Origin of the sequence: Streptomyces sp. NPDC001502 (assembly GCF_042894785.1) — a bacterium.
Taxonomy (GTDB): domain Bacteria; phylum Actinomycetota; class Actinomycetes; order Streptomycetales; family Streptomycetaceae; genus Streptomyces; species Streptomyces kutzneri.
Window position 1 is genome coordinate 1 of record NZ_JBIAVW010000043.1, and the last position, 12,366, is coordinate 12,366.

At 68.9% G+C, this 12,366-nt stretch carries 12 protein-coding genes and 1 pseudogene; 5 read left to right on the plus strand and 8 right to left on the minus strand.

The window, feature by feature from the left end; translation table 11 throughout:
* Positions 1–572: 572 nt before the first annotated feature.
* Positions 573–2,525, minus strand: a complete 1,953-nt coding sequence (locus ACFY0D_RS39315; RefSeq protein ID WP_390802662.1) for an NB-ARC domain-containing protein — start codon at positions 2,523–2,525, stop codon at positions 573–575.
* Positions 2,526–3,871: 1,346 nt separating this feature from the next.
* Here ACFY0D_RS39315 and ACFY0D_RS39320 point away from each other — a divergent pair.
* A complete protein-coding gene (locus tag ACFY0D_RS39320) occupies positions 3,872–4,387 on the plus strand; it encodes a hypothetical protein (protein ID WP_390802663.1) in 516 nt (171 codons plus the stop codon).
* Positions 4,384–4,929 carry an RNA polymerase sigma factor gene (locus ACFY0D_RS39325; protein WP_390802664.1) on the plus strand — a complete coding sequence of 182 codons (546 nt, stop codon included), beginning with the start codon at positions 4,384–4,386 and terminating at the stop codon, positions 4,927–4,929. Before ACFY0D_RS39320 ends, ACFY0D_RS39325 begins: the two co-directional genes overlap by 4 nt.
* Before the next feature lie 93 nt (positions 4,930–5,022).
* Here the strand turns inward: ACFY0D_RS39325 and ACFY0D_RS39330 are convergent, their stop codons facing one another.
* Positions 5,023–5,283 carry a hypothetical protein gene (locus ACFY0D_RS39330; protein ID WP_390802665.1) on the minus strand — a complete coding sequence of 87 codons (261 nt, stop codon included), beginning with the start codon at positions 5,281–5,283 and terminating at the stop codon, positions 5,023–5,025.
* Complete coding sequence (locus ACFY0D_RS39335; protein WP_390802666.1) at positions 5,280–5,585, minus strand: DUF6247 family protein; 306 nt, start codon at positions 5,583–5,585, stop codon at positions 5,280–5,282. The genes ACFY0D_RS39330 and ACFY0D_RS39335 overlap by 4 nt, the downstream gene beginning before the upstream one ends.
* Before the next feature lie 44 nt (positions 5,586–5,629).
* On the opposite strand from ACFY0D_RS39335, the gene ACFY0D_RS39340 reads away from it, so the two are divergent.
* The gene (locus ACFY0D_RS39340; RefSeq protein ID WP_390802667.1) at positions 5,630–6,061 is read left to right on the plus strand and encodes a hypothetical protein; all 432 of its coding nucleotides are present in this window, start codon (positions 5,630–5,632) and stop codon (positions 6,059–6,061) included.
* On the opposite strand, the gene tpg is transcribed toward ACFY0D_RS39340, so the two are convergent.
* Together tpg and ACFY0D_RS39350 are read right to left on the minus strand one after the other, a co-directional pair.
* Complete coding sequence (tpg, locus tag ACFY0D_RS39345) at positions 6,040–6,594, minus strand: telomere-protecting terminal protein Tpg (protein WP_390802668.1); 555 nt, start codon at positions 6,592–6,594, stop codon at positions 6,040–6,042. The two genes, ACFY0D_RS39340 and tpg, sit on opposite strands and share 22 nt — an antisense overlap.
* Before the next feature lie 69 nt (positions 6,595–6,663).
* A complete protein-coding gene (locus ACFY0D_RS39350) occupies positions 6,664–8,139 on the minus strand; it encodes a hypothetical protein (RefSeq protein ID WP_390802669.1) in 1,476 nt (491 codons plus the stop codon).
* Between the two features lie 529 nt (positions 8,140–8,668).
* Here ACFY0D_RS39350 and ACFY0D_RS39355 point away from each other — a divergent pair.
* Together ACFY0D_RS39355 and ACFY0D_RS39360 are read left to right on the plus strand one after the other, a co-directional pair.
* On the plus strand, positions 8,669–9,517 hold the full coding sequence (locus ACFY0D_RS39355) for a hypothetical protein (protein WP_390802670.1): 849 nt from the start codon (positions 8,669–8,671) through the stop codon (positions 9,515–9,517).
* A complete protein-coding gene (locus ACFY0D_RS39360; protein WP_390802671.1) occupies positions 9,514–9,783 on the plus strand; it encodes a hypothetical protein in 270 nt (89 codons plus the stop codon). The genes ACFY0D_RS39355 and ACFY0D_RS39360 overlap by 4 nt, the downstream gene beginning before the upstream one ends.
* 134 nt (positions 9,784–9,917) lie before the next feature.
* On the opposite strand, the gene ACFY0D_RS39365 is transcribed toward ACFY0D_RS39360, so the two are convergent.
* From ACFY0D_RS39365 to ACFY0D_RS39375, 3 genes and pseudogenes are all read right to left on the minus strand, one after another.
* Positions 9,918–11,066 (minus strand): helix-turn-helix domain-containing protein, encoded by a 1,149-nt coding sequence (locus ACFY0D_RS39365; protein WP_390802672.1) that lies wholly within the window; start codon positions 11,064–11,066, stop codon positions 9,918–9,920.
* Positions 11,059–11,691 (minus strand): hypothetical protein, encoded by a 633-nt coding sequence (locus ACFY0D_RS39370; protein ID WP_390802673.1) that lies wholly within the window; start codon positions 11,689–11,691, stop codon positions 11,059–11,061. Before ACFY0D_RS39370 ends, ACFY0D_RS39365 begins: the two co-directional genes overlap by 8 nt.
* Positions 11,692–11,906: 215 nt before the next feature.
* Positions 11,907–12,194 (minus strand): annotated as a pseudogene (locus ACFY0D_RS39375) (HNH endonuclease); the annotation flags it as partial.
* Positions 12,195–12,366: the final 172 nt, after the last annotated feature.

Here is a 12,366-nt window from a genome sequence, read left to right on the forward strand (position 1 = left end):
CGCGGAGCGGGACCCTGAGCGCTGGCGCGCTCAGGAGTGACGGCCTCCGCTGCGCTCCGGCCGGGCTCCGCTGACGCTTCGCCAGATTCCCGCGCGAGCGCGGGAATTGACGTCCGCAAGCGGACGTCCAGAGAAAGGGCCGGCGCAAGCGCCGGCCTGGTGACGCTGACGCGTCACCAGATGTCCGCGCAAGCGCGAACATCGAAGGAGTGTCCGCTGACGCTCCCACCCCTTCAGGTCCTTCCGGCTCCGCCTCCAGGACCAGGCCCGCTGACGCGGGCCAGCTGGCAGCAGTCGAGGGTGCCCGGGGCCGGCTGTCGGGTGCACGCCCCGGGCACCCCCCTGTCCTTGGGCAGGGTTGGTGCTTCCCTCCCTGAAAACCTTCGGAGAATCCGGGATAGGCAGGCCAACCCTCGCCACCAGTCAGACACCCTTGGGGGATCCGGGAAGGGGCGATGCATCCCCTTCCGCGTGCAGTGCATCATGTGATGCATCACCGCGATGCACTGTGTAGAAACCCGAGAAACCAGGCACCACCACCGGGTCAATGGACAGATTGCTAACGTCTCTGGTCAGGATCCTGCGGGCGCTTTCCACCATCGCCTCTTAGACTCACCTTGCCATTCCTGCAGACGGGCAGCTGTCGCCATTGAACTTGGGTGGTGGACACCCAAATCCTCGTTCTGGTATTTGAGCACAAGCTTTAGCAGGCTAATGGCCTGCGGCTGCTTACCTGTGTTCCAGTAGGCAGTAGCGAGCTTGACTCGGCAGGACAGGGCTGAAGGGTCTGTCGGGCCGAGAAGGCGTTCTCGGACGACGAGCGTGTCTTCCAACAATGCGATGAAGCCGGCGGAGTCCTGTCTCCTGTATAGGTCGCGCTTCTCCACGTCGGCTACGCGGGCTGCCGGGTCGGCGGCAGCCGTCATCTGGGCATCGTAGGCGTAGTCCTCTTGGAATACGGCCATCGCATCTTTGCTGCGGCGGGCGTACAGGTAAGCCACAGCCAGCTCGCGTCGAGCAATCAGGGTCTTGCTATGGGTCCGCCCGAGCAGTCGCTCACTTGTAGCGGTTACCCGCTGCCAGTACGAAACCGACGAGGTCGCCAGACCGCCACCGCTCAGGCTCTTGCCTACCCAACGGAGAAGGTGATGGCCCTCAACCTCCCACAGCAAATCCCCCGCGCAGCCGTCCAAACTCTCGACGTTCGTACGCAGCACAGCCCTCTCCACGCCTTTGTGCCAGAGCTCTGTGAGCGCATCGGCTGCCGTCCTCACGATCTCTCGTTGTTCACCAGTAGGCGTGTGCTCACGAACGGCGCGCGCAGTGAGAGCGTGCAGCTTCACAGCGCGGAAGCCAGCCTGAGCATCGTCGGTGATCAGGCCATATCGATGCAGGAGCCTCAACGCCGCCTTGGCCTCGGTGGTGCTGACATCGGTAGAGCCGTCTAGTGGCGGCATAGCCGCTCGGTGGGCGGTGAGGTAGCTGATGACCGCGTTCCCTCCCCATAGGTCGCGGGGATGCCCAGCAGGGTCAAGGACAGCGGCGAGGCGCAGCGCTGGGATCGCGAGACCCACGGGTTCGCACGCTTGGGCAACGTCCAGGGAGAGGAGAAGGGCGGTCGCTACATGACGTCCGTAGCCTTCGGTGTCCGCGTGGCGCGGCATCAGGTCGTCCAGTTTCGCGGCGCTGCTGTTGAAGCGGAGGAGGTATTCCGTGCAGGGAACGTCTTCGTTGATCATGTAGGCAGCGGCGTGCGACAGCGCCAGGGGCAGATATCCCAGTGCCTCGGCCAGAACTTCTGTTTGCGCGTCCAGCAGGTGTGCCGCGCGGGCGGATCGGAGTCGTTCGCGTAGATACGTGTCGGCTTCTTGCGAGCTGTAGGTAGCAATGTCCACAACCGCACGACCGCCGCCGGACAAGACGGCATCCTGGCGGCGTGTGGTCGCCACAACCCGGCCACGGCCCCATGCCGATGATGGCGGCCACCACGGTTGCATCGCATCCGGGTCGGTAATGTCGTCGAGGACGACGAGCCACGAGTGCTTGGTCGTTGCCAGCCACTGGAGAAATGCCCTGGCGTCTTCCTCGCCGGTCTGGCCCGCCAAGGCATTCGGGGCATCAACGATGTGAGCAGCGACCGCGTAGCGGGCGATCACCTGGTCCGTTTCGCTGGCGTCGACCCAGACGACCAGGTCGACGCCTTCTGCCAGCGCCTGATGGGCGTATGCGGAAGCCAGTTGGGTCTTGCCCACACCGCCGCCACCGGACAGAACTTGGGTCAGCACCACCGCGGTGTGCCCGGCAACAGCCTGGTCAATCACGTCCCGGACTTCAGGCCGCTGCTGGAATGCAGATGCCAGTGCGGGGACCGATCCCAGGCGGAGCGGCCACTGGACTGGCCCTTGGGAAACGGCTTGGGTGATCGTCAGATGATCTACGTGGCCGCTGACGGCCACTGCACCCACGGCCGACGCGATGGCGTCACCACTGTCACTGACGGAAGAGACCGCGAGATCGTCCCTCAAGGTGGACGCAGGCTGCTTCCTCCGGCGCCACCTCATGACGCATCCAGCCTTCGCTCTACGGGCATGGCCGCGCTAGTCGGTGTAGTCGATGCCGGTGCCGGCATTGCTGCCTGCGCCACGAGCGATTGCGTCACCGCTTTCCTGGACCCGGGCTGCACCGGGGCTGCCGTCACCACCGCGTCGTACGCCTGTGTGGGCTTGTCCCCCGTCGCTGGCCTCTGCTCGTCCGGTCTGCGTGGCGGTGTCTCCTGTCTCGCCTGCGGTACCGGCCCGGGTCTGGGCCCAGGCCCACACCAGCGCAGCGACTCCGGTGGCGGCCTGAATGGATGCCCCCACGAGTCCTGCGGTGTCCGGGCCGTCAAGTAACCAAATGGCAGGTGTCGAGACAATCCCCACCACCGCGGCGACTATCACCACGATTCGCTGCTTCCTCGACACAGTCATCTCCTCTCCCGAGCCCCTGTCGTCGCCGCAGCCACGGAGCACAGAGCGGCCCTGCTGCAACGCCGTTCCATACTCCGGGAAGACTCCCCGCCTGTCGGGTGAACCGCACAATTGAAGCGGGTGCCAGTCGGCTGCTCTGGGCCCGGAGGATGGTCAGGACTGTTCGACTCCGCATAAGCAGGCGCAGGGTCATGGAGTGCTCTTTGGGCATCCCGTGCGCTACTGGCGTGGGTGGTGCCGGCGGTGACGTCGCGGAGCCGGGCCAGCACCAGCCCTGGTGCGTCTCCAGATGGGTCGCGAACCGCGACAGGGGCGGGGAGAGCTCCGCTGCCGCTGCGTCCTGCGCCGCGACGGCGTCACCTCGTCCCTGAGCCGGGTGGCCAGCAAGGAGATGAACATGTTGACCCGCCACCACGGGAGGGCGTAGTCCAAGGTCTGCTCCTGAGGGCCGGCCTGGTCGAAGATGCGCTGGCCCTCGGCGAGGAGCTGCGGTGATGTGCTCGCCGAGGAAGGCGGCGGCGGGCGCCCTGTCCGACATCACGAACAATCCGCGACGCCCGTCAAGCACCGGCCGGTAGGCGCGGCGCTGGTGGTCTGGCGGCTCTTCGGCATCGGGATGCAGTGGCGGCTGGGTGAGAGATCGGGGACCCGCCGTGCCTCTGGCAGGAGGTGCCGGCGGGTCCCCGTGGCAGACGTAGGCGATACGTCTGACCGTTCTGCCGAACCCACCTGCGTTTTCGTGCAATTGCCCCTGCTGTGACCTTTCCCACACCGACGAGGTTCGACAGAGAGGTGATGGTAGGTGAACGATGAGTCACAAAATCGTGTCGGGACGCGCGCCGATACTCCTGGCAGGGAGTGGCGTCTGCTGAGCGACGCACTGGCAGATAGGTAGGCGAACCATGCGCGAGAAGCGCGTGGGAGACGACGCGGCGGACGCCGTCGCGTCCCCTCCCGTACTCCCCATGAGCAAGCCCCGTACCGCGCTGTTCGTCGCGGAACTCGGCGTGCTCGCAGCCCCTCACCTGGGCATCGAGCCCCTCACCTCCGTGAACCCCGCTGCACCGTACGCCGTCGGCGCGGTCGCGGTGACGGTCATGTGGCCGCACGTCGCGTGGCTGGCCGAACGGACCGCTCACGGCTGCAAGGTGCTGTGCCTCAAGCCCGTCGACAAGGTGATCAAGTACTTCGTGCGCCGCGGAGACACCTTCCGAGCGGAGGCGCAGTCGGAGAACTCCAGCATCTCCAGTGACGGGCCACCCACTCAGGAGGCCCGGCACACGGACACGGCAGTGCCGATGACCGTCGAGGCACCGCCCACCTCAGCTGCGCGAGCGCTGCACAGCATCCCCCAACAAACGATGCTCAGCGAGACCGCCGCCGACATACTGCCCACGGCCGGAACGGTTGAGGAATGACCGCCCCCAGCAAGGACCAGCGCGACTTCACAGCCTTCGTCCGGAACGAGAAGGCGGAGAAGAAGCTGCACCGCTACCTCGCCAAGCACGGCGTCACCGAGCACGAGGGCGAGGACATCGCCCAGTACGCCCTCATGAAGCTGTGGGAGAGCTGGCCGTGCACCTCAAAGCCAATGGCCTTCGCCTACCACGCCGCGAAGGGCCGGTGGATTGACCTCCTCCGGTACAAGAACCGGCACGCCACCTCGGTCGAGTACATAGCCGACTTGGTGTTCGAGGTTGAGGATTCGCAGGACGATCCCGCCGTGCTCGCCGTGCAGAAGCAGCTCGTCCTGGACTTCGTGAAGACGCTGCCCAAGACGCAGAAGTACGTGTTCGTCTGCACGCTGGACGGGATGGCTCCTCGGCAGATCGCCAAGGAGCTCCACCTGGGCGAGGCGACCGTCCGTTCGCATCTGCGTCACAGCCGCCAGCGGCTGCGTCTCCTCCTTGAGGAAGATCCCGAGCTGGGAGAGCGGGCGCGTCACCGCTGCGAGGCGTAGGTCCGCAGGATCTGGCCGGGGTGGGCAGGACAGCATGTGCTGTCCTGCCCACCCCGGTTCTGCAGCTTCGGCAGGCCGCGATCGAGCAGGTGGCTAGCCGAGCCAGACGATGTCCAGGACGGACAGGTGCCGCAGCGCACGGTTGGCGAAGTAGATGACGGACAGCCGGCCGGCGGACGCGATACGGACGTCTTCACCCTCGGGGTCGGCGGCGTCCCACTGGGCGAAGCCCCACGGGTCGGCCGCGGCGGCGTCGAGCAGGTCCCACGTCGTCTCTTCCGCGTGTTCGGGGAGTTCGGCGAGGACCTTCGCGGCCGGCGTCGAGAGGCGGACCGCGTACGGCTGCAGGCTCACCGGCGCCGCCGGCCGCGGAGCTCGGCCATGTCCACGAACCCGGTCTCATCGTGGCCGGAGGCGACGAACGCGTCGACCGCGGGGGCGGAGGCGAGACGTGCCTGCCAGACGTGGACGACCTCATACAGGGTGTTCAGGGAGAACGACCGGCGCGACTCCTCCAACGCCTGCGCCCACTCCTGCTCAAACGCCGGCACCCACCGCTCCGCACGGCGGTCGGCGCGCAGCTGGGCAAGGAGTTCGGCCGGCGCGCCCGGGGCGGGCGCGTACGGGGCGGGGGTGTGGTCGGGTTGCGCGCTCATCGGCTCCTCCTGGCAGCGGGTGCTACCGGCAACGGTAGAACGCGGTGGCCGAGGCCGTCAGTGTTCGGGCGGATGCGGTAGCCGAAGCCGGTCAGGACGGCGGCGAGCGCGGTGTTCATCGCGTCGCGGACCGTCTCGAAGCAAGTGACGGCTTCTGCCTCCAGCCGGTCGGCGTTGACCATGTCGAGCGCCGCAGTGTTGAGGCGGGCGTGGGAGAGCCACCCCACGACGACATCGCCCTGGTCGACGCCGGCCGCCTTGCACGTGCGTCAGGCGCGCGACTCCTCGGCGTCGAGGCGACGAGCCCGCCCTGGGCCTCGTCGGTCGGCCAGGACGTGCAGAAGCCGGCGGTCTCCAGGTCGAAGCGCACGGTCCGCCAGGCCGTCGGGGGCCGGCGGCGCTGTCCCGGCTCCCTATTTCCCGGTTTTGATGCTCGTCATTTTCAGGTTCCTGTTCAGAAGGAAACGTCGAAATAGTCGATGTCCGTGAATTCGATTTCAAGGCCGTCCGCGCGGGTTCCGCCGTCCTTGAAATAGATTTCCTGCAGTCCTTCGGCGACGATTGCACGCATCTGCTGGTCGCTCCCGCCCGTCTCGCGGGCGTCGAAGAGGCGCTGCGCGTACGCGGGCGGAAGGTGGACGGTCAGGCGTCGCATCCTGCCGTCGTCGGTCGTGCCGACCGGAGCGGTGTAGCCGAACCGGGCCCGCGTCTCCACCGTGATCCCGGTGCTGGTGGCAGCCTCCTTACGGCGCCGGCCGCGCACCACCGGCTGCCAGCGGGCGCGCACGGCCGTGTCGATGCGGTCCGCGACGGCCTTGGGCGGAGTCTTCCGGTCGCCCTTGCGGTAGCGCTCCACCGACCGCTGGCTGACCCCGAGCTCCTCGGCGACGGCCTTGGTCGACTTCAGCTGTCTGACCAGGAAGTTGATCCGGCCCTTCAGGGTCTTAGGCGGCTCCCGCGTGAACCCTTCCCGGTCCGCGCGGTCCAGCGCGTCATCGATGTCCCCCACCAGCTGCCTGTCCTTCCTCTCGGCCCCCGTCCCGGGCGCAGCGCCAGGGACGGGGTGCCCCAGCCTGTTTTACGACCCGGCCGCTGGGCCTGCCGCTGCCGTCGTGTGCAGGGCGGTCTTCTCGTCCGTCGTGGTGGCAGTCTGCCCGACCGCGGAGGGCCGTGTGGCCGCGCGGCGGGACAGGTTGTTGCAGCGGATCCCGCCGCCGGGATGCCACTCCAGCACCGGGCCGACGGCGTCGCCGTGCTCGGCGCACCAGGAGACCGGGACCACGCCACCGCAGTCGTGCCGCGCGCATACACAGGCCGCGCCCGGCCCCGCGTACGCGACTCCGTGGCGGACCACCCCGCCCGCCGGATGTGACGCGGCGGTGCCGCGCAGACCGGCCGGCCACGCCAGCGTGAGGCGCAGGCCTCCCGATCCCGACCGGAACCGGTCGATCACGCGTGCTCCGCCGAGGACGGCCAGGGGCGGCGTCCCGGGCGCGGCCAGGTGCTTGACGGTCAGTCCGAACGTGCCTGCGGACAGGGCGGCGAGGGTGTCAGCGTCTTCGTCGTTGGACCAGCCGGACAGGCGGTCCTCGTCTTCGGCGTCGTCGGCCAGGAGCAGGTGCGGGTCATCGAGCCGGAACCGGCGCGTCCCGCGCTTGTCGTCGGCGACGACCAGGGCGGCGGAGGGTGCTTCCGTGGGGACGGCGATCTTGCCGTGGGCCAGGAGCCAGGCGACCACCTTGGCGCGGTCGAACTCCGGGCTCGTCTCCGTACCGCCCACCGGCGCCGGGAAGTCGTCGTGCCGGCGGCGCCAGTTCGCCGCCGCGGCCCGGCCCACTCCGGCGATCCGCCCCACCTCCGCCAGCAGCACCCGGTCCTCGCCCGGGACGACCGGGGTGAGGGCGGCGAGCGGAGAACGGCGGCCGGTCCGGGCGGTGGCCACCGCCTGCCAGTCCACCAGCGGCCGGACGACGGGGAGCAGGGCGACGTCCTGGGCGGAGTAGAGCGGAACCGTGGTCCACCCGCCGTGGGACTTGTAGTCGACGTCCACCGTGCCGACCGGGGAGAGGAACCCGAGCCGCACCACGGCGTCGAAGTCGACCCTGCGGACACCGAGCCGGCGGGCAGCCTGGTTGGGGCCGAGGGGGACGTGCCGGTCGAGCAGGGCAGGCAGGTCCCGGCGGCGGGCGAGCGTGTTGACCTGGTCCGGGTGGACGTCGGGGAACTCGACCTCACCGCCGAGGTAGACGAGGAGCCCGGCACCGACCAGGTGACCGACCGCGGACGCGGTCACCCGCGGCCGGCACCGCGGCAGCGGCACGCCGAGCGCCTCCGTCAACCGGTCTGCGGCCCACCCCGCCCCCACGGGACCCCGCAGCGCGGCGCGGACCCCTTCCGGGTCGGCGGCCTCCACCACCGCACGCGACCACCGGCCCGGCCCGAAGTCCGCGGCCGGGACCAGGCCCGAGCCGGTCGCCCACCGCCACGCCGCGACCGGCACCCGCAGCCGGCCCGCCGCCTGCCCCTCGTTGAACACCTCACGCACCGAACGCACCACGACACACCCCAATCCACACACCGAGGCGGCCCGCCGATCAGGCCGCGCCGGAAACATGCCGAAAGATTGTGTTTGTTGTCAATAGGCATGATTTTGGGGCGAGTTGGAGGCGCACCGAACAAGCCGCGTACGCGTACACGAGGCCCTGATTCACCCGGGCGGGGGACGGCAGCGGCCACCGAGGGGCTGCGGTCGACGCGCTCCGGCCGCGCCGTCACCGGGCACGAGCAGGGCCCCGACGCCGCGGAGCGCCGACAACGATGAGGACCGGCTGTGGAACAGCGGCGACCGGCCGTTCCCCGGGACGAGCAGGGGGCAAGTTTCCTGTCGCCGCCCCGCGTTCTTGCAGGTCAGAGGGCTGTGGAGATATTCGGGCGCGAAAGTTCAAAAAAGTTTTCAGATCTTGTGTGACATTCGCAGGTTCCCGCCGCACATCAGCCCGTACAACCAGGCGACTGTTCCTGGGATCGCGCGACAAAGAAGCATCGTCGCCGATGCGGAGTAGTCCAGAACCGGGGAGGGCTTTATGCATACGGATGACGAGATCGCGCAGGCCGTCGACAACGGCTTGTCCGACGACCGGGCGGCGCGGATTCAGGCGGACGTCGCCCGTGTTAGGGAACTGGCTCACTACGGCTTCGAGGGGCCGGTGTACGAGGTGTTCCAGGACGAGATGCTGCTGGAGACCGAGCCGCTCCTGAAGGGCATGCTCCGTGACGGATCGCTCGGCCGGCTCGCGATGAAGCGCTTCAACGAGCGGGGCATCGAGTTCTGGATTCACCCCGAGGACTCCGCCACCCTGCGCGCCGACGCCGCAGCCCGCGACGAGATTCTCATCGACATGCAGGTCGGCGCCCTCAAGACGTTCCGCCGCAACGCGCTCGTCAAGGAGAAGTGGAACCCGGACCACCGCGGCCCCCGCGGGGCCAGCTGCCTGCGGTCGTACTTCGTCGGCACGTGCATCTGGGAGTTCCGCCGCGCGTACCTGAGGTGGGCGAAGGCGCGGGTCAAGTGGGCCGAGCTGCACGCGCTCTGCGCCTTCGACGGGACGCCCGGCGGAGGCAGAGGGATCCTCGGCCTGCTCCAGGCCCCCGGCTACCTGGCCGAGCCCGAGGCCATCGTCCTCACCACCAACTTCGAGGACATCCTGGCCGAGCAGACCCCGCAGACCCAGGCCGTCATCGGCCTGACCGTCCGCGGCTACGTGGACACCGAGATCGCCGACCAGCTGAAGATCACCCACGGAGCGGTCCGCAGCTGCAAGACGCGTTTCCGCAGCACCCTCTACCAGGCCGCCCGCGAGAAGCGGATCTGGATCCCCGCCCAGCTCCACACCAAGGCCAACCACGACAAGCAGCAGGCAGGTGCCGCGTGAACACCCCCGCCCCGACGACCCCGCCCAACCCCCCGACCGCGGCCGCGGAGCCGCCCGCCGTCTCCCCGCCCGAGGAGCCCACCCCCATGAAGAAGATGGCGATCCTCGTGTCCTTGTCGCTCGCCACCGCAGCCGCGGTCATCGCTCTGTTCCTCACCCGCCACTACGGAGCGGAGCCGCTCATCTCGCTCGGGTCCGCCGGCGTCACCTTCATCGGCACCTACAACCTGGCGCAGAACATCCTGGAGAAGCTCGGATACCTGTGACCGAGCGGGGCCCGGGCGCCGTCCCTCGCGGGAGGGCGCCCCCCGGCCCGCGCTGGCCTTCGGCCGGGGGGCGCCGGGAAGCGCGTCGCGGTCGCTCGACCTGCCCGTCGTCCCGCTTCTGTACGGGCAGTCGGTCAGAGGGCCTGAAGGCGTGCGCCTTTGCGGCGGCGGGCGGCAAGGCTGATCACGGGGGCGCTACGGCGCGGAGCTGGGTCGGCTGCGACATCCGGTGCGAGGGAACGCATGAGGACCGGGTGCAGACCGAGGTCTTCGGCGGCCTGGAGCAGGGACGGCGGCTCGCCGTACCTGCGGCCGAGCATGGCGCGGACGAGGGTGGGCTGCTCGGGGTGCACGGCGACGGGCTCGTTGGTCCGCCAGCCCCGGGCGGCGAGCTGCTTGTAGAGGCTCTCGCGGCGGGCCTGGTCGATGTGGCCCAGGTCGTGAGCGCGGTTGATGAGGGCCTGGATGGAGATGCCCCAGCGCTGCTTGAGGACGGCGAACTCGCGGAGCATCAGCGGGCCGCTGAATGCTTCCTCCGCGCGTTCCTTCGGAAGCAGGAACGCGCCCGCGAAGCGGTGCGCCTCGGTTTCGGCCTGCTTAGGGTCCAGGCCTGCCCGGCGGTGGGGGTGCAGGACGAGGTGTCCCAGTTCGTGCGCGGTGGTGAATCTCTGCCTGTCTCCGCTTCCGGCGGAGAAGTAGCTGATCATGGACGGCCCCGTGGTGCCCTTCCAGCAGGAGACCCCGGAGTGCCCGACGACGGCTTCTTCTCCGGCGCCGTCGGAGTCGAGGAGCATGAGCGGGACCACGGGGATGCCGGCCCGTTCGCAGGCGCGGATGACGTGTCCGATCACTCCGTCCGAGGCGATGCCCAGGGCGGTGCGGGTCCGGTCGGCGAGGTCTTCGATGTCGTCGGGGGTGAGGGTGCCTTCGGCCACCGGGAGGGTGGTGCGGCGCACCCTGGTCTCGGCCATGAGGCGTACGGCGACCCGGTACGCCTCCCTGACCGTGGCCTCCACCCGTGCGACCTCCTTGGCCGAGGCGCTGGCCTTCTTGCGGAAGGCCAGCGTGTCGGCGGGGAGGTCGGAGGGGTCCACGTCGAAGAACGACATGGGTGTGCCGGTCGCTGCGGCGATGCGGGCCAGGACGTCGTCGCTGACCGGCTTGAGGCCCTTTTGGATCTGTGAGATCAGCGGCTGCGAGACGCCGGCGGCCTGCGCGAGTTCCCCCTGGGTGAGGCCCATCAGGGACCTCAGGGTCCGGATGCGCTCCGCTGGATCACGCACTACTTCCTTCACCCTCTTCGCGCACGTCCTCGTCGAACTCGAAGGGCAGTGTGAAGCCTTCGTCGTCCGGGATGAACTCCCAGTCGGTAAACGACTCAGTGTTGCGGGGGAGCTCGTAGTACAGGTCGAACTTCGCGGCCCGTCCCGGCTTCCATTCACCTATCGGGCGAACGATCCGGACCGAGATCTCCCCGCCATCGTCGGGCGGAGAGAGCCAGACCGCGATGAGGTTGCTGCCCGCCACACCGAGTAGATCAAGTTTTCGATTCTCATAGTAGGTGATCCGCGCCCGGTTCTTCCCGGGGGCCGGGACCATCTCGTACGGGGTGGCGTGCAGGACACGGATGATCATCGTCTCGTGACGCAGGTGCAGGCGGCCGCTGGACGTCTCGATGGGCACCCAGCCGCCGAGGTCGAGCCCGTCGGCACGGCGGCGCTCGATGAAGCCGCGGGCGTGGTCGCGCACCAGGTCGGTGCGGCCCTTGGTGTAGCCGTTGCCGGTGAGGCCCGAGTCGTCGTAGTGGCCGTGGGCGGCGATGTAGCCGTGGTCGAGTGCTTCGTAGAGGGGCGCGGACAGACCTTCAGTGGTCCGCGTGATGTATGACGCGTCCTCAGGTGTGAGCATGGCGGTTATTTTATAACCGCAAATCCCACACCTTCAACGACTTCCCCAGAAGAGATCCCCTCCAACACCTATGCGGACCACGGCCGGACGGCCGACTTCTGAGCGGGCACGGCGTCGGCATGCAACCGCCTGCGGCCCCGGGACGGACTCCGGAGCATGACGAAGGGCCGCCACCTCGAACGACGAAGATGGCGGCCCTCGGCCCGCAGACAGCTCTACGGGGCGGGGGTGAACTCCACGTCGGTTCCGCCGCAGCCGGCCGCGATGTCGAACAGGCGGTCCCGCTCGGCCTCGTCGACCGCGAGGCCCCAGCGGAGCTTGGTCGCGGTCCACTCGGCGCCGTACCGGCACAGCGCATCCGGCGCCGGCGGCAGCCACTCCGCCGGATCCTGGTCCGCCTTCGACCGGTTCGAGCGGGCCGTCACCGCCACCAGGGAAGCTGGCTGACCCTGGTCGTTCGCGTACGCCTCGCGCCTTTGTGCGGTCCACGAACTTGCGCCAGCTGGCGGGGAGCGTCATTCGAAGCGTGCGGTATTCCCGCCCTCAAAGGGCCCCAGATCTGTCCCTTGTGACTTAGTGACAGCGAGGACGAACATCCGGCGCGCAGACCTACCCCCCCTTCTGCCGGGACTCTGCCGCTCCCACCAGGCGGTCCAGAAGCAAGCCCGTGCAGCG